General features: G+C 56.8%; 20 protein-coding genes. 11 read left to right on the top strand and 9 right to left on the bottom strand.

The genetic code is table 11. The features are described from left to right. Positions 1–52: 52 nt before the first annotated feature. The 5 genes from LF252_RS01475 to trpS all read left to right on the top strand — a co-directional run bounded on the left by LF252_RS01475 (position 53) and on the right by trpS (position 3958). On the top strand, positions 53–427 hold the full coding sequence (locus tag LF252_RS01475; RefSeq protein WP_044002696.1) for an STAS domain-containing protein: 375 nt from the start codon (positions 53–55) through the stop codon (positions 425–427). A 111-nt stretch (positions 428–538) separates the two neighbouring features. Continuing rightward, the gene (locus tag LF252_RS01470; protein ID WP_226266585.1) at positions 539–1456 is read left to right on the top strand and encodes a ribonuclease Z; all 918 of its coding nucleotides are present in this window, start codon (positions 539–541) and stop codon (positions 1454–1456) included. 106 nt (positions 1457–1562) lie between these two features. Next, on the top strand, positions 1563–2312 hold the full coding sequence (locus LF252_RS01465) for a queuosine precursor transporter (protein WP_226266583.1): 750 nt from the start codon (positions 1563–1565) through the stop codon (positions 2310–2312). Positions 2313–2331: 19 nt separating this feature from the next. Beyond that, positions 2332–2964: a hypothetical protein gene (locus LF252_RS01460; RefSeq protein ID WP_226266581.1), complete on the top strand. Its 633-nt coding sequence runs from the start codon at positions 2332–2334 to the stop codon at positions 2962–2964. 16 nt (positions 2965–2980) lie between these two features. Then, the gene (trpS, locus tag LF252_RS01455) at positions 2981–3958 is read left to right on the top strand and encodes a tryptophan--tRNA ligase (protein ID WP_226266579.1); all 978 of its coding nucleotides are present in this window, start codon (positions 2981–2983) and stop codon (positions 3956–3958) included. A gap of 108 nt (positions 3959–4066) precedes the next feature. Here trpS and LF252_RS01450 read toward each other — a convergent pair whose 3' ends face one another. From LF252_RS01450 to LF252_RS01440, 3 genes are all read right to left on the bottom strand, one after another. After that, entirely contained in the window at positions 4067–5317 is a 1251-nt protein-coding gene (locus LF252_RS01450) for a T9SS type A sorting domain-containing protein (protein ID WP_226266577.1), read from the bottom strand. 286 nt (positions 5318–5603) lie between these two features. Further along, positions 5604–8834: a carbamoyl-phosphate synthase (glutamine-hydrolyzing) large subunit gene (carB, locus tag LF252_RS01445; protein WP_226266575.1), complete on the bottom strand. Its 3231-nt coding sequence runs from the start codon at positions 8832–8834 to the stop codon at positions 5604–5606. A gap of 65 nt (positions 8835–8899) precedes the next feature. Beyond that, positions 8900–9292, bottom strand: a complete 393-nt coding sequence (locus tag LF252_RS01440; protein ID WP_226266564.1) for a hypothetical protein — start codon at positions 9290–9292, stop codon at positions 8900–8902. Positions 9293–9473: 181 nt separating this feature from the next. On the opposite strand from LF252_RS01440, the gene LF252_RS01435 reads away from it, so the two are divergent. After that, positions 9474–9896: a hypothetical protein gene (locus LF252_RS01435; protein WP_226266561.1), complete on the top strand. Its 423-nt coding sequence runs from the start codon at positions 9474–9476 to the stop codon at positions 9894–9896. 30 nt (positions 9897–9926) lie between these two features. On the opposite strand, the gene carA is transcribed toward LF252_RS01435, so the two are convergent. The 5 genes from carA to LF252_RS01410 all read right to left on the bottom strand — a co-directional run bounded on the left by carA (position 9927) and on the right by LF252_RS01410 (position 15830). Beyond that, positions 9927–11006, bottom strand: coding sequence for a glutamine-hydrolyzing carbamoyl-phosphate synthase small subunit (carA, locus tag LF252_RS01430; RefSeq protein ID WP_226266559.1), 1080 nt, complete (start codon positions 11004–11006; stop codon positions 9927–9929). A gap of 661 nt (positions 11007–11667) precedes the next feature. Further along, the gene (locus LF252_RS01425) at positions 11668–12807 is read right to left on the bottom strand and encodes an aspartate aminotransferase family protein (RefSeq protein ID WP_226266556.1); all 1140 of its coding nucleotides are present in this window, start codon (positions 12805–12807) and stop codon (positions 11668–11670) included. 176 nt (positions 12808–12983) lie between these two features. Then, entirely contained in the window at positions 12984–13964 is a 981-nt protein-coding gene (gene argC, locus LF252_RS01420; RefSeq protein ID WP_226266554.1) for an N-acetyl-gamma-glutamyl-phosphate reductase, read from the bottom strand. Beyond that, positions 13954–15144, bottom strand: a complete 1191-nt coding sequence (argG, locus tag LF252_RS01415) for an argininosuccinate synthase (RefSeq protein WP_226266543.1) — start codon at positions 15142–15144, stop codon at positions 13954–13956. The genes argC and argG overlap by 11 nt, the downstream gene beginning before the upstream one ends. 116 nt (positions 15145–15260) lie before the next feature. Next, entirely contained in the window at positions 15261–15830 is a 570-nt protein-coding gene (locus tag LF252_RS01410; RefSeq protein WP_226266541.1) for a GNAT family N-acetyltransferase, read from the bottom strand. 624 nt (positions 15831–16454) lie between these two features. On the opposite strand from LF252_RS01410, the gene argB reads away from it, so the two are divergent. The 5 genes from argB (at position 16455) to LF252_RS01385 (ending at position 21513) form a co-directional block, all read left to right on the top strand. After that, complete coding sequence (gene argB / locus LF252_RS01405; protein WP_226266532.1) at positions 16455–17237, top strand: acetylglutamate kinase; 783 nt, start codon at positions 16455–16457, stop codon at positions 17235–17237. Beyond that, complete coding sequence (locus LF252_RS01400; RefSeq protein WP_226266530.1) at positions 17225–18298, top strand: M20 family metallo-hydrolase; 1074 nt, start codon at positions 17225–17227, stop codon at positions 18296–18298. The genes argB and LF252_RS01400 overlap by 13 nt, the downstream gene beginning before the upstream one ends. Positions 18299–18405: 107 nt before the next feature. Beyond that, positions 18406–19713 (top strand): argininosuccinate lyase, encoded by a 1308-nt coding sequence (argH, locus tag LF252_RS01395; protein WP_226266528.1) that lies wholly within the window; start codon positions 18406–18408, stop codon positions 19711–19713. 575 nt (positions 19714–20288) lie between these two features. Continuing rightward, positions 20289–20822 carry a TetR/AcrR family transcriptional regulator gene (locus LF252_RS01390; protein ID WP_226266526.1) on the top strand — a complete coding sequence of 178 codons (534 nt, stop codon included), beginning with the start codon at positions 20289–20291 and terminating at the stop codon, positions 20820–20822. Positions 20823–20850: 28 nt separating this feature from the next. Further along, positions 20851–21513 carry a hypothetical protein gene (locus LF252_RS01385; RefSeq protein WP_226266524.1) on the top strand — a complete coding sequence of 221 codons (663 nt, stop codon included), beginning with the start codon at positions 20851–20853 and terminating at the stop codon, positions 21511–21513. A 72-nt stretch (positions 21514–21585) separates the two neighbouring features. Here LF252_RS01385 and lpdA read toward each other — a convergent pair whose 3' ends face one another. Further along, complete coding sequence (gene lpdA / locus LF252_RS01380) at positions 21586–22980, bottom strand: dihydrolipoyl dehydrogenase (RefSeq protein ID WP_226266514.1); 1395 nt, start codon at positions 22978–22980, stop codon at positions 21586–21588. Positions 22981–23078 lie beyond the last annotated feature (98 nt).

Raw genomic sequence — 23078 nt, 5'->3', positions numbered from 1 at the left:
CGAGTTTTTTTGTTACCTTCGCAACTCCCGTAACCACCGAATAACCTGCGGTATGAAGTACTCCATCGATAAAAAAGAGACCTACACGATTATTACGATTGATGAGAAAAAGCTCGACACCACTGTTGCGCCGGATCTGAAATCGGAATTCGTGAAGCTAAATGCCGAGGGCATCAATAACCTCATTCTGGACCTGAGCAACGTGAAGTACACTGATTCGTCGGGGCTGAGTTCCATTCTCATTGCCAACCGTCTGTGCAACTCTACGGGTGGCTTGCTGGTGCTCACCGGCCTGCAGGACCACGTAATGAAGCTTATTACCATCAGCAAGCTGGAGTCGGTACTGCACATCCTGCCTACGGTGGAAGAAGGTATTGACCGGATTTTTCTGCACGCCATCGAGCGGGACTTGACCAGCAAGGAGTAACCTTCGCTACAAGCTATAAGCTGCAAGCTGCAAGCGTTTTGTTCTGCTGGGTTGGTTCCTCAGAACAAAGGCTTGCAGCTTGCAGCTTATAGCTTGTGGGCTTTTCTATCTATGGAGTTTGAGCTGAAAATTCTGGGTAGTGCGTCGGCCACCCCGTTTCTGGACCGTCATCATACAGCCCAGGTACTCACGGTGGGCGGCACGCAATACCTCATTGACTGCGGCGAAGGCACCCAGCGCCGGCTGATGGAGCAGAAAATCCGGCACCAGCGCATTCATACCATCTTTATTAGCCACCTCCACGGCGACCATTTTTTTGGGTTATTTGGGCTGCTAGGCACTATGCACCTGAACGGCCGCACCGAGCCATTGCGCCTGTTCGGGCCAGCGGGGCTTGATGAGGTGCTGACGATGCAGTTCCGGCACTCACACACTCAGCTCAGTTTCGAGCTGGAGTTTACGCCCGTCGATACTACCCTGCACCAACTGATATTCGAGGACAAGAACCTGATGGTGCATACGCTGCCCATGCGCCACCGCATTCCGTGCTGCGGCTACCTGTTCCGGGAGAAACCCAAGCGCCGCCGCCTGCTGGCCGAGCGTCTCCCCGATGGCCTGACCCCGGCTCAGCTCACGGCCCTCACGCTGGGCGAGGATGTGCTGGACGATGCGGGCCAGGTGCTAGTGCGCAATGCGGAGGTAACTGTGGAGCCCAAGCGGGCCCGTAGCTACGCTTTCTGCTCCGATACGCTCTACACCGAGAGCTTAGCTGATCTGGTACATGGCGTTGACCTGCTCTATCACGAGGCTACCTTTCTAGACGATATGCGCGAGCGGGCCGCCGTTACGCACCATTCTACGGCCCGACAAGCGGGTTTGCTGGCCCGACGGGCGCAGGTGCACCGCTTACTTATCGGCCACTTCAGCAGCCGCTACCGTGACTTGCAGCCCCTCTTAGCCGAGGCTAAAACTCAGTTTGAGTGGACAGAACTGGCCGTAGAAGGCCTCACGGTAAACGTAGCCGAGTAATTTTTGTCCTGCATTCCGAGCAACGCGAGGAATCCGGGTATAATACTCCATGGTAAAGCCAGATTCCTCGCGTTGCTCGGAATGACAGTTTCCCTCTCCCCTCTTTATGCCCCAACCTTTATCCCATAAAAAGCAGCAGCTCTACCTGGTATTGAGCGGCATTTTCATTGTAAACGCGCTGCTGGCCGAAATTATCGGTGTCAAGATTTTTTCGGTAGATGCGGTACTGGGCTTGCCCGGCAACCTCACGGCCGGCGTCATCATCTGGCCCGTGGTATTCATCACCACCGACATCATCAACGAATATTTCGGGCGGGCCGGGGTATTGCGCGTGAGCTTTCTCACGGTGGGGCTGATTCTGTATGCTTTCCTCGTAATTCTGGCCACTACCAAGCTGCCGCCAGCTCAGTTCTGGCTGGAGGTGAACAGCAAAGACGCCCAGGGCCGGCCGTTCAATATTGAGTTTGCCTACCAAAGCATTTTCCGGCAGGGGCTGGGCATTATCATTGGCTCTATCACCGCCTTTATCATTGGACAGGTGCTGGATGCTTCAGTGTTCCAGTGGTTCCGGCGCGTAGCAGATGGGCGCTACATTTGGCTGCGGGCCACCGGCTCCACGCTCATTTCCCAGCTCGTCGATTCGTTTGTGGTGTTGTTCGTGGCCTTCTACGTGTTCGGCAACTGGACTTTTGATCAGGTGCTGAGCGTGGCAAACACCAACTACTGGTATAAATTTGCGGCGGCCATTCTGCTCACGCCCCTGCTCTACCTCGCCCACGCCATCATTGACCGATACCTGGGCGACGAGGCCACCCGGGAGTTGCAGCAGGAAGCCGTGGCCGACAAGGCCGTGTAGTTATCATTTCTCCATACTGATGCGTTTCCTACTTCTATTCGCTGCCTTATTATTACCACAGATATTGTTAGCTCAATTTGAGCCGGGCTATTACGTCCTCACTACGGAACCGGGTGTCCGTCGTGTGGCCCAAATCAAAATGCCTGATGAGAACACCCTGTTGATCAAAGAAGGAGAACAAAAGAAGCAAGAGCTTGCCCTCAGCCAGGTTGCATATTTCAAGGCTGGCGGTAAAACTTACCGTCCAGTTAGCGGCTTTTCTATCAAGAGTGGTAAGCAAACCATAACTCATGGTTTTGCTGAAGTAATTGACAGTGGTCAAGTAATGCTGTATAACTATTCGTACCGGGAAAAGTCTCCCCCAACGATGAGTGGCAATGGCCTGATGTATGGCGGTGGATCGACTTGGGTCACTATTCGTCTGATTGAAAACGCGGGTCAACAAAATTTTACCATCATTTCAGCACCCAGCTTTTCTGGCACTAGCCAAGAGTTTCGTGAGCGTCTGCGGCCTTTTCTAGCACCTAGGGCCGATATGGTTAAATACTTAGATGCTAAGCTTCTGCTTATCTACCATCTTGAGCAGGCAGTCCAGGCACTCAACCAAGGCGAGGCTTTCGTTCCGGTAGATCCTTGGAAAGCTGCCAGATAATTAAAACTCCTTTTTCATGTCCCGCATCCTCACCGGCATTCAGAGCACCGGCCGGCCGCACCTCGGCAACCTGCTCGGCGCCATTCTTCCGGCTATTGAACTCTCCAAAAGCAGCGCCAACGAAAGCCTGCTGTTCATTGCCGACCTGCACTCCCTCACCACCGTGCGCGACGCCGAAACGCTGCGTCAGAACACCTATGCCGTGGCCGCTGCTTGGCTGGCCTGCGGCTTTGATACGGAGAAAAATCTGTTCTACCGCCAGTCGGATGTTCCGCAGGTAACGGAGCTGGCCTGGTACCTCTCGTGCTTCACGCCCTACCCCATGCTGGCCAACGCGCACTCTTTCAAGGACAAAAGTGGGCGGCTTTCGGATGTCAACGCGGGCCTGTTTACGTACCCCGTGCTGATGGCCGCCGACATCCTGCTCTACGACGCCGAGTTCGTGCCCGTAGGCAAGGACCAGGTGCAGCACCTGGAAATCACCCGCGACATTGCCTCGGCCTTCAACAGCCGCTATGGTGAGACCTTTGTGCTGCCCCAGGCCCGCGTAGATGAGCAAGTAATGATTGTGCCCGGCCTCGATGGGCAGAAAATGAGCAAGAGCTACGGCAACATTATCGACATTTTCGTGGATGACAAAGCCCTGCTCAAAACCATCAAGAGCATCGTATCGGATAGCACCCCGCTGGAAGAGCCCAAAAACCCCGATACCGATAATACCTTCAAGCTGTTTTCGCTGGTGGCCTCGCCCGAGCAGGTGGAGGAAATGCGCCAGAACTACCTGCGCGGTGGCTACGGCTACGGCCACGCCAAGCAGGCCCTGTACGAGGTTATCCGTACGCGTTTTGCCCAGGAGCGGGAACTGTTCACGTACTACATGAACAACCTGCCTGAGTTGGACCTCAAGCTGGCTGAGGGTGCTGCCAAAGCGCAGGCCTACGGCAGCACCGTTCTTAACAAAGTGCGCGAGAAGGTAGGGTATCAACCTCGCTAGAAGAGTGCTTTTACCAAACAGCAACGGCCCGGACAAATATTTGTCCGGGCCGTTGCTGTTTGACACCAGCCAAAGCATAGTTTGCTTATGGCTTTCGGAAGCTAGACACTACTGCAGTTGGACAGTAGCGCTGGTTTGATTGCCTTGGCTGTCCAGCAGTACCGTTCGGTGCAGGCCCGGCTTCAGTCCGGTCAGGTCGATTGTGGCTGCGCCGGAACCGATGGTTGCCGTGCGCTCTTGCCGGCCACTTACATCATACACGTACAGCTGCCGTTTGTCCCGGCTGGGTGCAATATGCAGTACGCCTGTGGTTGGGTTGGGATAGAATGCCATGGGTGCGACTTGGGCCCGGCGCGTTGACAGCGCGACACCCGTGTAAGCAAACACACCGCCCCGGCCGGCCGCATAAATCTGGTTTCCGAACTGCGCGAAATTCAAGGGACTGATATTGGTATCCATGTTTTGCCACGTAAGGCCGTCGTCATAGGAGATAGACATACCACCCTCCTGAAACGGATCGGATCCGGTCAGGTACGTGCCGGCTGAGCCTACCACCGCCATGGCGGCGGTTTTGTATACTGGCCCGGTCGTCGTTACGGGGCTCCACGTCTGCCCTCCATCGGAGGTGCGCCGCACTTGCCGGTCGGTGCCAAACGCCAGGCCGTGCAAAGCATCCCGGAAACACACCTCCCGTAGCGCCGTACCCATGCCGGTTGAGTTTCTGGTCCAGGTGCTGCCCTGGTCCGTTGAGTGTAGCACCTCTCCGGTGCTGGTAGTTACCCAGAGCTGATTGCCCAACGTAGTACACCGTATTGGCTTGATATTACTATCATAAGAGGATAGCGGGGGGCCGCTGTAACGCATCCATGTAGCACCGCCGTCCTTGGTTTGGTAAATAGGCCATGAACGTTCGCCTGCCTCGGGTATACCGATCAACACCCCGACGGACGAACTAAAGAACCGCACAAACCGCAGTGGCGAACTCGGGGTGTTGGATACGGTAATAAAGCCCTCTGGGCCGGTGGTGGTACGCATCAGGGTACCCGTCGTGCGACGAATCAGCCACGCGTTCTGGGCATCCATACCCCATACATCATCGGCCCCTTTCAGCGCGCCTTCCTGCCACGTTTCCCCGCCGTTCGTTGTGCAAAAGACAAAATCCTGGTAAGCGCCCATTCCGTAATTGACGTAGCGGGTGCCCCACATCATCTTGGCAGTGGGCAGCATCAACGAGGTGTAGCTGGACCCTCCCATAACTGTATTGGGTGGCGTGATGCACGTCCAAGACGACTGCGCGTAGCAGGGCAGCATTGCGGCAGTACTCAGCAGGGCGCTGACAATTAGTATACTTTTTTTCATACGTGCTATAAATAATTTGGAGCTCAAAAGGTACGGACAATAACCAGCGAAAAATGCTCTTCGCCGTGGAATTCATTGAAAATGAATTCCTGCTCAACTTACCTTCCGGGAACAAGCGCTAACTAACCGGTGCTCTTTGTTGGTTGAACTCATTTTTGCTCGCAGGCAGCAGCGCGAACTGCACCGAGAAATAAACCACAACGGCCCGGCTACCTAAGGTAACCAAGCCGTTGTAGTGGTGGCCTACCGGTCGTTCTGAGCTACGCCAAGACGACGGCGGCGAGTGTTACTCAGCTTTATACTCGTTCCAGCTCTTAATCTTTAGATCCTTCATTTCCAGGCGGCAGAAGGCCTGGATGAAGGCTTTGGCCAGGCGGGCGTTGGTGAGTAGCGGGATGCCGAAGTCGATGGCGGTGCGGCGGATCTTGTAGTCGTTGTCCAGCTCACCCTTCGAGAGGTTCTTGGGGATGTTGATGACCAGGTCAATCTTCTTCTCCTTGAGGTAGGTCAGCACGTTGGGTTCCTCGTGGTCATCGGGCCAGAAAAGCAGGCTGCTGGGGATGTTGTTTTCGGCGAAGAAGCGGTGCGTACCCTGGGTGGCGTAAATCTGGTAGCCTTTCTTCACCAGCAATTCCACGGCCGAAAGCAGGGCTACTTTCGACTTGATGGGGCCGCCGGAAATCAGCACCGACTTCTGCGGAATCTTGTAGCCCACGCTCAGCATCGACTTCAAAAGAGCTTCCTCGGCGGTGTCGCCCAGGCAGCCTACTTCGCCGGTGCTCACCATGTCTACGCGCAGCACCGGGTCGGCGCCGGGCAGGCGGGTGAAGGAGAACTGCGGAGCCTTCACACCCACGAAGGGCGAATCGTACACCAGCTCGCTGGCGTCACGCTCCACCTTCTTGCCCAGCAGTACCTGCGTAGCCTTTTTGATCAGGTTATTGCCCGATACTTTGGACACGAAGGGGTAGCTGCGCGAGGCGCGGATGTTACACTCAATCACCCGGATTTCGCCGTTTTTCTCCAGGAACTGGATGTTAAACGGCCCGCTGATTTCGTAGCGCTTGGCAATCTTCTCGGCAATGATTTTGAGCCGGCGGATGGTGCGCACGTATACCTTCTGGGGCGGGTAGTACATGGTGGCGTCGCCGGAGTGCACGCCGGCAAACTCCACGTGCTCCGAAATGGCGTAGCTCACAATTTCGCCTTTGTCGGCCACCGCGTCCAGCTCAATTTCCTTGGCCTCCTGCATAAACTCCGATACCACCACCGGGTACTCGGCGCTTACCTCGGTAGCAGCCTGCAGGAAAGCTTCCATTTCGAAGGCGTTGGACACCACGTTCATGGCCGCGCCCGATAGCACATAGCTGGGCCGAATGAGCACCGGGTAGCCCACTTCGCCCACAAACTCGAACATGGCGTCGAGCGAGGTCAACTCCTTCCAGCGGGGCTGGGCAATGCCCAGTTCGTCCATGATGCTGGAGAACTTGTGGCGGTTTTCGGCCTCGTCGATGCGGGCCGGGGCGGTACCCAGGATGGGCGCCTTGGCATCGGCCAAGCGGGTGGCGAGGTTGTTTGGAATCTGGCCGCCGGTGCTCAGAATCACGCCTTCGGGCTGCTCGAACTCCAGAATGTCCATCACCCGCTCGAAGCTCAGTTCCTCGAAGTACAGCCGGTCCGACACGTCGTAGTCGGTCGAAACAGTTTCGGGGTTGTAGTTGATGATGATGGTTTTGTAACCTTCTTCGGAGGCCGTCTGCACGGCATTTACGCCGCACCAGTCAAACTCCACGGAGCTACCAATGCGGTACACGCCCGAGCCCAGCACGGCAATGGACTTGTCGGTTTCCGGCTGCAGGTCGTTTTCGGTGCCGTGGTAGGTGCTGTAGAGGTAGTTAGTTTTGGCCGGGAATTCGGCGGCCAGCGTGTCAATCTGCTTGATGACGGGCAGCACACCCAGGGCCTTGCGGCGGGCGCGCACCAGCAGCTCGTCGGCTTTCACGTCGCCTTCGCCCAGCAGCTTTACGGCAATCTGCTGGTCCGAGAAACCCGCTTTCTTGGCTTCGCGCAGCAGCTCTGTTTCCAGCGCATCTACGCCGTGGCCGCGCTGGGCGGCCAGCTGGTTGCCCAGCTCGAAAATGGTGAGCAGGCGCTGCAGGAACCACAGGTCAATCTTGGTCAGATCATGCACCTGCTGGATGGTGTAGCTGGCCTCAAACGCCAGGTTGATGGCGAAGATGCGCTCCTCGTTCGGCTCGCTCAGCAACCGGTCGATGGTGGCATTATCGGCCTGCTCGGGCTTATTGGCTACGAAACCGCGCTTGCCGGTATCCAGCATGCGCAGGCCTTTCTGAATGGCTTCCTCGAACGATTTGCCGATGGCCATTACCTCGCCCACACTCTTCATGGCCGAGCCAATCTGCCGGTTTACCCCCGAAAACTTGCTCAAATCCCAGCGCGGCAGCTTCACTACCACATAGTCGAGAGCCGGCTCGAAGAAGGCCGAGGTAGTCTGCGTTACGCTGTTTTTCAGCTCAGCCAGCGAGTAGCCCAGGCTCAGCTTGGCCGCCACGAAGGCCAGTGGGTAGCCCGTAGCCTTGGAGGCCAGCGCCGAGGAGCGCGACAGACGGGCATTCACCTCAATTACGCGGTAGTCCTCCGACACGGGGTCGAGGGCGTACTGAATGTTGCACTCGCCCACGATGCCCAGGTGGCGGATGGTCTTGATGCCAATGCTGCGCAGCTTGTGGTACTCCCGGTTGCTCAAGGTCTGCGACGGAGCCACCACGATGCTCTCCCCGGTGTGGATACCGATGGGGTCGAAGTTCTCCATGTTGCAGACGGTGATGCAGTTATCGTACGCATCCCGCACCACTTCGTACTCCACTTCCTTCCAGCCCTTCAGCGACTCTTCCACCAGAATCTGGTCGGAGGTGGTGAAGGCCTTTTGAGCCAGGGCGCGCAGCTCGTCCATGTTGTTGGCGAAGCCGCTGCCCAGGCCGCCCAGCGCAAACGCCGCCCGCACGATGATGGGGAAACCAATTTTCTCGGCCGCCGCCAGCGCGTCGTCCATAGTCGTCACGGCCACGCTGCGGGCCGAGAGCACGCCAATCTGGTCGAGCTTCTCCTTGAAGATGTCCCGGTCCTCAGTGTCGATAATGCTTTGCACGGGCGTGCCCAGCACCTTCACGTTGTACTTCTCGAATACCCCGGCGCGGTACAGGGCCACGGCGCAGTTCAGGGCCGTCTGGCCCCCAAACGCCACCAGAATACCATCGGGCTGCTCCTTCTTGATAACTTCCTCCACGAAGAAGGGCGTCACGGGCAGGAAGTACACGTCGTCGGCAATGTTGTCCGACGTTTGCACGGTGGCAATGTTGGGGTTGATGAGGATGGTGCGGATACCTTCCTCTTTCAGGGCCTTCAGCGCCTGCGAGCCGGAGTAATCGAACTCCCCGGCCTCCCCAATCTTGAGAGCACCGGAACCAAGGATGAGAACTTTCTGTGGTTTATTCATTCTGGGTGTGAAGCAACAGCCCTATGCGGGGGTCGTGTTAAAAGTCTTGTGGAGTTGGTTACAGCTTACTGGCTTGCCTGGGCGGTTTTAGGCGCGCTGAAAAGCGTATCCGTTTTGATCATATCCCATTTCCCGGACGGCCGTCTGACCATCCAGAGTTTGATGGTAGCATCGGCCCGCTCGCCCTGCAGAAAGAACTGAAAGACCGATGTATCCTTTTTGGCGCCAAGCTGATGCACTTTGAAGTTTCGCTCGGTGATTTCGCCCGTGCGGCTGGTAATGCGCGGAGAAACCTTGGCTGATTTCATGGCCCGATTGACAATGTCGCCCGGCTCCCCCAACATGGCTTTTAGGATGGTTTTCTGGCCAAAGAACTTGCCGAATACATACACGGCCAGCACCAGGGCGCCAGCTACGATAAACACCCAATTCGGCAGACCTCTGCGTTTTTCTGACATATGGAAAGTGCGTTGGAGGAAGCGAAGGTAGTAGGCAGCCAGAGTTCAGTATGTTTGAAGAATCTTAACTCGCGCTGACTTACCAAATGGGCGTTTTATAATGAAATGTGTCTTTTTGTTTTTATTCTGCTGTGCATTGGTAAGCCAAACATTAGCCCAGTCTTATCGGGCCAAGAATGCCATGCGTACTCACGAAGTACCAGTACCGGCCAAAGTTGTCAAGAAGTTTAAGCGAACCTATCCAGATGCTCAAATTGATTCTTGCCGCGTTTACGGTGACTTAGAGAAAGGTGAAGAAGAGTACATGTTTTACTCTAAACGGCAGAACAAAGTGCTCAATGTAGCTTTTGACAGACATTGCAAATTCGCCGAATCTAAAACCGAAGTTTCCGTAAAAGAACTACCGTTGCAGCTCCAGCAAAGACTGATTCATAATTCATTCAATGCCCAAGGCATCGGCAGAGTATTTAAAACCGTAGGCAGTCGAAGACGCGACGAGGTGGAGTACATGGTTGAATGCGTTACAGACTTTGATGGCAAACCACTTATGCTCTACATGTACTTCAAGGAAAACGGCTACCCGGCTAATCCAGGCTTCCGGTAGAGATGCTTCGACAAGCTCAGCGTGACGCTCTTACGGATGCTGCGCTTTATACTTCTCTACCTCGTCCAGAAACTGGTCAAAGAGGAACTCCGTATCCTGGGGGCCGCCGGCGGCTTCGGGGTGAAACTGGGTGGAGAAGAAGGGCTTGGTTTTGTGCTTGATGCCTTCGCAGGTGCCGTCGTTCAGGTTTTCGAACAGCATGTCCCACTCAGCGGGCAGCGTGGCGGTGTCCACCGCGAAGCCGTGGTTCTGGCTGGTGATGTAGCTGCGTTGGGTGCCGGTTAACTTCACGGGCTGATTGTGGCTGCGGTGGCCGTATTTCAGCTTGAAGGTGTCGCCGCCCGCGGCCAGGCCCATAAGCTGGGAGCCCAGGCAGATGCCGAAGATTGGCTTGTCTTGCTCCAGCGCTTTTTGCAGGTGGCTGATGGTGGCGGTGCACATTTTCGGGTCGCCGGGGCCATTGCTTAGGAACAGGCCGTCGTAGTCGAGCTGGGTGAAGTCGTAGTCCCAGGGCACCCGAATCAGCTCTACATCACGCTCCAGGAAGCAACGGATGATGTTGGTTTTGGTACCGCAGTCCACCAGCACGATTTTGTTTTTGCCGGTGCCGTAGCGCTGCACGCCCTGGGGACTCACTTGGGCCACCAGGTTGTCCTGGTTGGGGTCGTGCAGGGGCACGTCCTGCTCGGCCACAATTTTGCCGAGCATGGCCCCCTTCTCGCGCAGCTTCTTAGTGAGCATGCGGGTATCCACCCCGAAGATGCCGGGGATGTTGTACTCCGCCAGCCAGTCGCCCAGGCTCTTGGCGGCGTTCCAGTGGCTGTGCTCCTCGGAGTAGTAGTTCACCACCAGCCCGGCAATGTGAATCTTGTCCGACTCAAAAATCTTCGAAATCGACTCGTACAGCTCCTCGCCCGGCACCCCGTAGTTGCCCACCATGGGGTAGGTCAGCACCAGAATCTGCCCGGCGAAGGACGGGTCGGTGAGGTTTTCGGGGTAGCCGGTCATGGCCGTGCTGAATACCACCTCGCCCGCGGCGGAGGTGAAGGCGCCGAACGACTGGCCCTGAATTTCAGTACCGTCTTCGAGGACGAGTTTTACTTGCTTCATGTTATTCACCCTTGTCGTAGGTTTCTTTTGAGTAACAGGTGGGGTAATCTTGGAAGCCATTCCAGTAAACCCAGAGTCTTTCGCACTGGTCGCAAACCAATATGTGCTTCATCTTATCATAAAGCTCATTCGAGTCAATCTTTTCTGTAAAGGCGTCGTACTCGACATCGGAAATGAAAAGCAGCTCAGCTGGGTTGGGGATAGTACTGAAACTAATCCAGTTGCCGCACTTACAAATGATTTTCGGCATGGCTATTTCAGAGTTAGAGGCGTAACGATTCTGAAACGCCCTGTATCGGGTGCCTGATAAGGACGAGACGAGGCCGCGGGCCGGATTTGGAACCGTCCGGATACAATTTCGGCTGGAACAGAACCGAATACCAGGGGTCTATTCCAGCCGAACAATGAGGTAAGCCAAACGGGAGAGAAAGAAACTAGATCAATCGGTCCCGCACCCTGCCACTTCCAAATGTCAGGCATCGGGAAGTCGGGCGGGCACAACTGCTGGAAGGAAAAGGGGGAGGCTGTTCTTTCGGGGAAAGAACCGGCCGGTTGCTGCACAGGAGTCACCAATGGCAGCGGGCAGCTTGTCAGAAGGGGAGCGTGGCTCGGGAGCTTCAGGGTGCTACTCATTGGGGCTGCAAGTTAGGCCACAGGTCGTTTACTTTTTCACTTCGGCCGGAATTAATGCGTACAGCGCCTGCAAGAACCGGTCTACCTCGGCCTTGGTGATATTCAGCGGGGGCAGCAGGCGCAGCACCGTGGGGTCGGAGGCGTTGCCCACGAAGATGTGGTGCTCCGCCAGCAGCTGGTCGCGCAGGTCCTTGATGGGGAAATCATACTTGATGCCCACCATCAGGCCCCGGCCGCGGATTTCCTCGGCCCCGGCGTGGGCTTCCAGCTCCGTGCGCAGGTAGTCGCCCAGCTCGGCGGCGTGCTGCACCAGGTTTTCCTGCTCAATGACTTCCAGCACGGCCAGCGCAGCGGCGCAGGCCAGGTGGTTGCCGCCAAACGTGGTGCCCAGCAGTCCGTAGGACGCCTTCAGCTCGGGCGCAATCAGAATGCCACCGATGGGGAAGCCGTTGCCCATGCCCTTGGCCACCGAAATAACATCGGGCCGGATGCCGGCGTGCTGGTGGGCGAAGAACTTGCCGCTGCGGCCGTAGCCGCTCTGCACCTCATCGGCAATTAGCAGCGCACCATACTGCTTACACAGCGCCGCCAGCCCCTGCAGGAACTCATCAGAAGGCATGATGATGCCGCCCACGCCCTGGATGGGCTCGATGATGGCTCCGCACACGTCGCCGCCCTGCAGCACCTGCTCCACCGCCGCCAGGTCGTACTCCAGGAAGCTGATGTGGTGGTCGGCGTTGAAAGGTGCCACGATTTTGGGGTTATCGGTGGCGGCTACCGCGCCCGAAGTGCGGCCGTGGAACGCGCCCCGGAATGCTATAACGCGCTTTTTGCCGGTGTGGAAGGAAGCCAGCTTCAGCGCATTCTCGTTGGCCTCGGCCCCTGAGTTGCACATAAACAGCGTGTAGTCCTCGTAGCCCGACACCCGACCCAGCTTCTCGGCCAACTCCCGCTGAATCGGAATCTGCACGGAGTTGGAGTAGAAGCCCAAGTTCTGCAGCTGCCCAGTAATGCGCTGCACGTAGTGCGGGTGCGAGTGGCCGATGCTGATAACGGCGTGGCCACCATAAAAATCCAGGTACTCCTGGCCTTTGTCGTCCCAAAGCGTCGCCCCCAGCGCCTTCACGGGCGTGATGTTGACGAGCGGATACACGTTGAAAAGCTCCATGGTATAGATGTGAGAGCTGAGAAGTTAGAACTTAGAAACGTACGGCAGAACTCAAAACTGAACGTTATTCCAAGCTTGCCGAGGAATCTCGCGTGCTGATGTTGTGATGGTATTCCGTACGTCAGCACGCGAGATTCCTCGACTTCGCTGCACTCCGCTCGGAATGACGTTCTGGGTTAGAACAGCCCAGCCTTCAGACCCAGCCCCGTCGTTTCGGGCAGGCCAAAAATTAGGTTCATGTTCTGCACGGCCTGGCCGGAAGCACCTTTCACCAGGTTGTCGATAACCGAGGTGATGAGCAGCTGCTTGCCGAGTTTCTGCACGTGCAGCAGGCACTTGTTGGTGTTGACTACCTGCTTCAAGTGCACTTCCTTGTCCGATACCGTGGTGAACGGCGCGTCCTGGTAGAACTGCTGGTACAGTGCGCGGGCTTCGTCCTGGGTCAAATCCGACGGCGTGTAGACGCTGGCGAAGATGCCCCGAGTGAAGTTGCCGCGGTATGGGATGAAGTGAATGTCCACGTCCAGCGCGTGCTGTAGCTGCGCCAGACTCTCCCCTATCTCGCCCAGGTGCTGGTGCGTGAAGGGCTTGTAGATGGACACGTTGTTGGTGCGCCACGAGAAATGCACCGTCTCCGACAGGCTCTGCCCCGCACCCGTGCTGCCCGTAATGGCCGATACGTGCACGTCGTCCCGGAGCTTGCCCGCCTGGGCCAGCGGCAGCAGCGCCAACTGGATGGCCGTGGCGAAGCAGCCGGGGTTGGCAATGCTCTGGGCCTGCTGGATTTGGCTGCGGTTCAGCTCCGGCAGTCCGTACACAAACTCCCGGCCCGCAAACTCGGCGTCGGCTTCCAGGCGGAAGTCGTTGCTCAGGTCGATGACGTGGGTGGTTTCGGGCAGCGGGTTCTGGGTCAGCCAGGCCTTGGAGTTGCCGTGGCCCAGGCAAAGGAACACCACGTCTTCGTCGCCCTGTAGCGCGGCCGCAAAGCGCAGCTCCGTGTCGCCCACCAGGTCGTCGTGCACCTGATAGATGGGGTTGCCGGCGTTGGAGAAACTCACTATGCCGCCCAGCTCCACAAACTCGTGGTGCAGCAGAATGCGCAGTAGCTCCCCCGCCGTGTAGCCGGCCCCGCCGACGATGCCAGCCTTAATTTTCATCGTTGAACGAGCCGTGAATCCGCAGTTGGTTGCTGAAGATTTTGATGAAGCCTTTCGCGTCGCGCGAGTCCCAAGCGTTGTTTTCCTCCCCGTAGGTGGCCACCTTCGACTGCATCATATCGAAATCCGACTCAATACCCAGCAGCTCAAATTGGTAGGGCTTCAAGTTTACGTACACCGTGCCCGATACCCGCGCCTGCGACGACTCCAGGAAAGCCTCCATGTCGCGCATCACCGGGTCGAGGTACTGGGCTTCGTGCAGCAGCGTGCCGTACCAGTTGGCGATGTAGTCCTTATGCAGCAGCTGCCAGCGGCTGGAGGTGTGTTTTTCCAGCAAGTGGTGGCCTTTGATGAGGATCAAGGGTGCCGGAGCCTCAAAGCCTACGCGGCCCTTAATGCCCAGAATCGTGTCGCCCACGTGGGTGTCGCGGCCAATGGCGTATTGGCCGGCCAGCTCGTTGAGGGCCACAATCAGGTCCACCGGCTTCATCTGCTCGCCGTTCAGGGCCACCGGCTCACCTTTCTCGAAGGTGATGCTGATTTCCTGCGGCTCTTGCTTGCTCAATTGCGTCGGCCAAGCCGACTCGGGCAGGCCCTGGCGGGAGGTTAGCGTTTCAACGCCGCCTACGCTGGTGCCCCAGATGCCTTTGTTGATGGAGTATTTGGCTTTTTCCCAGCTCATCTCCACGCCATTGGCTTGCAGATACTCAATTTCCTGCTGGCGCGAAAGGCCCAGGTCGCGGATGGGCGTGATGATTTCGGTATCGGGCGAAATTACCGAAAAGGCCACATCGAAGCGTACCTGGTCGTTGCCGGCGCCGGTGCTGCCGTGAGCAATGTAGTCGGCCTTGTTCTCGCGGGCGTACTCGGCCAGCGCCAGGCTCTGGAACATGCGCTCGGCACTCACGCTCAATGGGTAAGTATCGTTTTTGAGCACGTTGCCAGCCAGCAGATAGCGCAGGCACTGCTGATAGAACCGCTCCGTTACGTCAATCACCTCGTGGCGCGTGGAGCCCATTTCATAGGCTCGTTCCTCAATGGCTACCAACTCCTCCTTCGAGAACCCGCCCGAGTTAACAATTACCGTGTGAACTTCCAGGCCCAGCTCCTTGGTCAGGTACACCACGCAATAGGATGTATCCAAGCCGCCGCTGTAGGCGAGAACTACTTTTTTCATCAAATGAGAGCTTAGAACTAAGAGGTTAGAGCTTAGAAAGCAGGATTTGGAAAAGAGAAGTGAGCTGAGAGAAGTCCGTTCGCACAACGCGAAACCCTACCCTCTCACTTCGAATTTCTCTACTGCTCCTGGCTCAGGATTTCGATGGTTTGCTGACTGAATTTGTCGTTCAGGTTATCGTACACCATGCCGGTGCAGAGGCACATCTTGCGCTGGTTCTCCATCAGAATGCCGTAGTTCTTGCAGCTGGAGCAGCCTTTCCAGAAATCATCCGACTGCGTAAGCTCCGGGAACGTGACGGGCCGGTAGCCTAGCTCGTTGTTGATCTTCATAACGGCCGCCGATGTGGTGATACCGAAGATCTTAGCCGCCGGATACTTGGTGCGCGACAGCTCAAACACCCGGTGCTTGATGGCGCGGCCTAGCCCTTCCTTGCGCAACTCGGTATTCACAATCAGGCCGGAATTCACTACAAACTTGGCGTCCTCGAACGTCTCGATGTAGCAGAAACCCGCCAGTTGCTCGTCAATGAAAGCAATGATAGAATCACCCTTCTCCATCTTCTTAATCAGATAGTTAGGGTCACGCTTGGCAATACCAACGCCGCGCGTTTTGGCTGACTCGGCATACCATTGACAGAGGGTGTCCGCATACTGCGCATCGGCAGCAGTGGCAACGCGTAAAATCATGGTCAGGGCTCGGTTAGTTGCCAGGTGTATACGGCAACAGACTCGGAAAGACGATTAGGGAGGAGGTTGCTTGCGTAACAAGCGGCCAAGGCTCCGCGGCCAGCCGAATGAAATCGGCACCGTAGTGAAAGAGCTTGGAAGGAAGTAGAAACCCGCTGCCTGCGCCCATTTGGCGGCTTAGGGTGGCTTAGGGAGTCAGGAGAAGGGAGCCGGAGGCCTACACTCGTGTCAGGGAGTTACTCAGGAAAAACTTTCTTCAGTGGGGCACTTACGGTAGTGGCCCCTTTTCGCCGGTTTCGGTACTGTGGAAACCCGATGCGAAACATTGCACGCCAGCCTACGCTGGCATTGTTCGCACAACCATCACTGGTCGTCGCAGAAGTGCAATTGAAGAGAGGTGAGTCATTGACAGTGCCGCGGGGCGGCGTGAAGCGTTTTCGTGGTTTAAATCGTTTAAACCGCTAAATCGTTGCAAAACTAGATGTTTTTTTTTGGAAACTTTGTCCCCCCGAGTACAAAAAAAGTTCTGATCGGTAGCTGTATCCCGGTGATGCCCAAGCCGACCTTCCCTTCATTTTGGCCGCTGTTGTTCTGTTACGGCCCTTTTTACTTCCTCCGAAAGCTATGCGTGAAGGCCTGAAAATTTTCAAGATTGGCGGCGGCATCATTGATGATGAAGCCCAGCTGCGGCAATTTTTGCTGGCCCTATCCCAGGTGTCGGGCCACAAGCTACTGGTGCACGGCGGTGGCAAAGGCGCCAGCCAGATGCTCCGCGACCTGGGCATTGAACCCCAGATGATACAGGGCCGCCGCATCACCGATGCCGCCACGCTGGACATCGTGACCATGTTCTACGCGGGCAAAACCAACAAGCAGGTGGTAAGCCTGTTGCAGAGCTTCGGGGTGAATGCCCTGGGCCTTTCCGGGGCTGATGGCAACGCTATCCGGGCGGTGAAACGGCCAGTAAAGGACATTGACTACGGATTTGTGGGCGACCTGCCCGCCGACGCGGTAAACGTGGCCCTGCTGCATCAGTTGCTGCAAGCCAGCCTCACGCCCGTGTTCTGTGCCATCACCCACGATGGACAAGGCCAACTGCTCAACACCAACGCCGATACCATTGCCAGCACCCTGGCCCGCACCATGGCCGCGCACTACGAGGTAGAGCTGCATTTCTGCTTTGAAAAGGACGGGGTGCTGCGCGACGTGAACGACGACAGCTCGGTGATTCCGCAGATAACCGCCGAGCAGTACCAGCAGCTGAAAGCTGAGGGCATTATTGCCGCCGGCATGGTTCCCAAGCTCGATAATGCGTTTGAAGCGCTGGAAGCCGGCGTGGAGCGGGTCGTAATTGAAAACGCGCTGCTGATCAACGAGCCGGTAAAAACTATCCTATGCCGGAGCTAATCGAACAACTTGCCGACGAAGCCATTGCGCTGTTGCAACAACTCATCAGTACCCCATCCTTTTCGCGGGAAGAGGACCGTACTGCTGATGTGCTGGTGGAGTTTCTGGCGCAGCACAGCGCCAAGCCCCAACGCGACGCCAACAACGTGTGGGCTATTTCGAAGCACTTCGACCCCAGCAAGCCTACCATCCTGCTCAACTCCCACCACGATACGGTGAAGCCCGGCAGCACCTGGACCTACGACCCGTTCGGAGCGGTGGTAGAGGGCGACCGGCTCACGGGCCTGGGCAGCAACGACGCGGGAGCCTCGGCGGTGTGCCTGCTGGCCACGTTTCTGTACTTCGAGCAGCAAGAAACCGCCCCGCCCTTCAACCTGATTTGCGCCATTACGGCCGAGGAAGAAGTGTCGGGCGTGAACGGGATTCGACGGCTGCTGCCGTTACTGCCCCACATTGACTTAGGCGTTGTGGGCGAGCCGACGCAGATGGACCTGGCCGTAGCCGAAAAAGGCCTGGTAGTGCTGGACTGCGTGGCCCACGGCCGCACCGGGCACGCCGCCCGTGAGGAAGGCGAAAATGCCCTCTACAAAGCTGTGGCTGATATTCGCTGGTTTGAAACCTACCGCTTCCCGCAGGTATCGGAGCTGCTGGGGCCGGTGAAAATGACGGTTACCCAAATCCAGGCCGGCTCCCAGCACAACGTTGTGCCCGACCGGTGCACCTTTGTGGTGGATGTGCGTACCAACGAACTGTATTCCAATCAGGAAATAGTAGAACTAGTGCGCCAGCACGTCACCTCCGACGTTGCGCCTCGCTCTACTCATCTCAACTCTTCCCGCATTGCCCTTGAGCATCCGCTGGTACAGCGCGGCGTGGCACTGGGCCGTCGCACATTCGGCTCCGTTACCCTCTCCGACCAAAGCATGATGCCCTTTACCACAGTGAAAGTAGGCCCCGGCGACTCGGCCCGCTCCCACACCCCCGATGAGTACATATTGCTCAGCGAAATCCAGGCTGGGGTGCGTGGGTACATTGAGTTGCTCGACGGGCTGCAACTATAAAACCGGAGGAAAAACCACGTGCTTTAGCGTTGCTCAGTATGTGGTTCAACTATTTTCAATACTCTGCCCTCTCATTTTGAATAGCGGAGCGACTACCACCAACGAACATGAAAATCTGGGATAAAGGCATTGCCGTCGATAAGAAAATTGAGCAGTTCACGGTGGGCCGTGACCGGGAGCTGGACATGTACCTGGCGCAGTTTGATGTGCAGGCCTCCAAGGCCCAGGCCAACATGCTGGCCGCGGCCGGCCTGATTTCAGCGGAGGAAAACCAGCAGCTGCAGCAGGGCCTAGCAGAGCTGGCGGCGCAGGTCGAAACCGGTACGTTCATCATCGATGAGGCCTTTGAGGATGTACATTCCAAAATCGAGTATTACCTCACCGAGAAATTCGGCGACGCGGGCAAGAAAATCCACACCGCCCGCTCCCGCAACGACCAGGTGCTGACGGCCATCCAGCTTTTCCTGAAAGACTACACTCAGCGCGCGGCCGCCCGCACCCTGGAACTGGTGGATGTGCTGCTGCAGAAAGCCGAAGCGCACAAGACCGACCTGATACCCGGCTACACCCACTTCCAGGCGGCCATGCCCAGCTCGTTTGGGTTGTGGTTTTCGGCCTACGCCGAGCATCTGCTGCTGGATTTGGCCCTGTTTGAAGCCGCTCACACCGTGGCCGACCAGAACCCCTTGGGCTCAGGCGCGGGCTTCGGCTCCTCCTTCCCCATCGACCGGCTGCAGACCACCCGGGAAATGGGCTTCGGCAACCTGGCCGTGAGCAGCGTAGGCGCCCAGATGCTGCGCGGCAAAACGGAAAAGACGCTGGCGTTTGCCTTGGCCGGCATGGCTGCCACCTTGGCCAAAATGGCTTACGACCTGGTGCTCTACAACTCCCAGGACCTGGCCTTTGTGGAGTTGCCTAAGGAATTTACCACCGGCTCCAGCATCATGCCGCACAAGAAAAACCCGGATGTGTTTGAGCTGATTCGGGCGCGGTGCAACGCCTTGCAGGCCCTGCCGAATACGCTCATGCTAGCCACCAGCAACCTGCCCAGCGGCTACCACCGGGACTTCCAGATTCTGAAGGAAATTCTGTTTGAGCCAATGACGCAGTTTCTGGACATTCTGGACATTGTGCTGTTTGCCCTGCCGGAGCTGAAAATCAAGCCCAACTTGGTAGAGCAGGCCAAGTACGATGCCATTTTCACCGTGGAAAACATCAACCAGCTTATTCAAAGCGGGACCCCCTTCCGGGAGGCCTACAAACAGGTTGGCCACGCCGTAGAAGATGGCAGCTACGTAGCGCACCGCGAGTTCCAGACGACGCACTTGGGCAGCGTGCACAACCTTGGGCTGGATGAGATTCAGAAGAAAGTAGCTCAGTTTCGCACTGGCAGCAAATTAGTCCGAGCCAAATAGCGTCAAGATAATCACCGAGTGTAACAGCCCCCGCAGAACCTGTCTGTTCTGTGGGGGCTGTTGCTTTTACACTCTCAGCCAGCTCAATTACAGATTTTTTGTCAATGACAAAATTATATACATTATTTACAACATTTTGAAAAACAATGCTTTGCAATATAATTTTCTATAGGTGAGTGATTACTTACAAAAAAAAGTAAGCCAATACTTACTGATGTCAAAATCCTTCTGTAATATTGTCCCACTAACGGTAGCGACTCCCACTAGCTGCCGCCTAGTAATTCCCACGCTCTGTTATCCGGCTGTACTCCCACCCTCAGCCGGCCCTTTCGAAAATCGCGCGAATTTGCCCCCGGCTCTTCGCCAGCTGATCTTCGGAAACCACGTAGCCGGCCGATTCGGACCCTCCGAGTCGGCCGGCTTCTGTTTGGGGCTTGAGGTGACCTTTATGGGAGCCTACTGCTTTTATTGAAAAAAAACGCGTTTTTAGCGAACAGAGCCCGAACTTGCGGCTTCAACAGCACAAAGAGGTTTTCTACCTCTGCCTCCCTTCGCCGCGCTAAACCAACTGCCATATGACCAACCGCAAACAGCACATTGCCGACGTAGCATTGCAGCTCTTTGGGGACAAAGGCTTCGAAAACACGTCTACACAGCTGATTGCTAAAGCTGCCGGCGTTTCGGAAGCTTTGATTTTTAAGCATTTCGGCTCCAAAGATCAGCTGCTCGAATTCGTAATCCGGAACGGCTACAAGCGCATTATTGAGGACAACCGCGGCGGCTTGGCCGAGCCCGATCCGCTGGCGTTTATTCACAGCGTAATTGAGCTGCCCTTTAAGCTGGTGCAGGCGGAGCCGCACTTCTGGAAGCTGCAGTACCGCCTAGCCGACTCCGAAATGGCCCGGCAGCAGCACGAGCGGTTTATGAAGCCAGTGCCTTCCTTGCTGCGCGACGCCTTCAAGAAACTTGGCTACGCCGACCCCGACAAAGAAACGGAGCTGCTGCTGCTGCTGGTGGAGGCCCTCTGGAAGCAAGAGGCTACCAAAACGGACGACACCTCCGGCCAAGCCATGCTAGATTTTATCAAGCAGAAGTACGGCCAGCAGTAAACCGTGCTTTTCTGCGCTATTGCTACGTATGCGTTACCTGGGTTTCGTAGGAGCTGGATTGATTGTGAGCGTACTGAGTATTGCTCCTTCCTGGGCGCAGACCAGTGTAGTGCAGCAGCTGGAGCAAGAGTTGGAATACGTACGACTTCAGCCCGATTCGCTTGACCAGAACCCGGGCCCGGCGTTGGTGCTACCATCGGCATCCTGGGGCAGCGCACAGAAGCAGCTCCCTGCCGACAAAGGTGTGATTTACGGCAGCTGTGTGCAGCGTTTGGGAGGTACGCGTAGTGGTGGGTTGGGCCAGTATATCCGGGTGGTGAACCTTAGCACGGGCAAGTATTTCCGGCTCGGGGTTAAGCCTATCCTTCGCTCCCGCCGCGAAAACGCGTTTTGCTACGCCCTGCCCCCCGGCCGCTATGCGCTCATCAACTATGAGTTTGCAGATAGCAAGTGGTACGGGGCAGAGCTGCACATAGAACCGATACGAAAACACCGCAACAGTCAGACGCTGCGCAACACTCGCTACCTATTCGACGTTCGACTGGGCGAAGTGCAGTACCTAGGGACCTGGGATTTTAGCCAAGAGTTTGACCCGCGCTTTCTGGACGAGAAGTTTAGCTTAGATGGAGCATTCGGACCCAATTTCCCCCATCTCCCCATCAGCCAAGCCCGCACGGAATTACCCAAATAAGCAACGCCCCGACCAGTAGTTTTGGCCGGGGCGTTGTGTATAGGAGCAGAAGCTAAACTATGTGCTCCTGTATTACAGGTGAATTACCTCGCCATAGGCGGCGGCAGCGGCCTCCATGACGGCTTCACTCATGGTGGGGTGCGGGTGCACAGCCTTAATGATTTCGTGGCCGGTGGTTTCGAGCTTGCGGGCTACCACCACTTCGGCAATCATTTCGGTTACGTTGGAGCCAATCATGTGGGCACCAAGCCATTCGCCGTACTTCTTGTCGAAAATAACCTTCACGAAGCCGTCCTTCACGCCGCCGGCCGAGGCTTTGCCCGAAGCCGAGAAGGGGAATTTGCCCACCAGAATATCGTAACCCTGTTTTTTGGCTTCTTCTTCGGTAAGGCCTACCGAGGCAATTTCCGGCGAAGCGTAGGTGCAACCGGGAATGTTCTGGTAGTTGAGCGGCTCGGGGTGGTGGCCGGCAATTTTCTCTACGCAAATGATACCCTCAGCCGAAGCCACGTGGGCCAGCGCCGGTCCGGGCACAATGTCGCCGATGGCGTAGATGCCGGGCACGTTGGTCTGGTAGAAGTCGTCCACGATGACGCGGCCTTTCTCTACCTTGATACCCAGCTCTTCGAGGCCAATGTTTTCGAGGTTGGTAACCACACCGGCGGCCGACAGCACCACGTCGCAGGCAATCTGCTGCTCACCTTTGGCGGTTTTGATGGTTACGTTGCAGCCTGCGCCGCTGGTATCTACCTTGGTCACCTCAGCCGACGTGAGGACGTTTACGCCGATTTTCTTGAAGGATTTCTCCATCTGGCGAGACACCTCTTCGTCCTCTACGGGCACAATGCGGGGCAGGTATTCTACCACCGTCACTTCGGAGCCCATGGTGCGGTAGAAGTAGGCAAACTCCACACCGATGGCGCCGGAACCTACTACTACGAGACGCTTGGGCAGCTCAGGCAGCACCATCGCCTGGCGGTAGCCGATGATTTTTTTGCCGTCGATGGGCAGAGCGGGCAGCTCGCGGGAGCGGGCCCCGGTAGCCAGAATGATGCTCTTGGCTTCTACGGTTTCCTTGCCGCCATCGGCTTTGGTTACTTCTACTTTGCCGGGAGCCAGCACTTTGCCGGTGCCGGAAACCACGTCAATCTTGTTTTTCTTGAACAGGAAGTTGATGCCCTTGCTCATGCCATCGGCCACGCCCCGGCTACGCTGAATTACGGCGCCGAAATCGTACCCCACACCTTCGGCTGACAGGCCGTAGTCTTTGGCGTGATTGAGGTATTCAAATACCTGGGCGCTCTTGAGCAGGGCTTTGGTAGGAATACAGCCCCAGTTGAGGCAGATTCCGCCGAGCGACTCGCGCTCCACCACGCCTACTTTCAAGCCCAGCTGCGAAGCCCGGATGGCGGCCACGTAGCCGCCGGGGCCGCTGCCGATAACGACCAGGTCGTATTGCAATGCCATGTTGTGTTCAGTTGAAGGTGAGGAAAGAAGAGCCACCCGCAGCGGCCAAGCCGGGACAAGGGCCGGGCAAAGATAGGCAGGCTGGGTTAGTATGCCAC

It is taken from the genome of Hymenobacter pini (genome assembly GCF_020421205.1).
GTDB lineage: Bacteria > Bacteroidota > Bacteroidia > Cytophagales > Hymenobacteraceae > Hymenobacter > Hymenobacter pini.
This window is presented reverse-complemented; position numbering and strand designations above follow the sequence as displayed.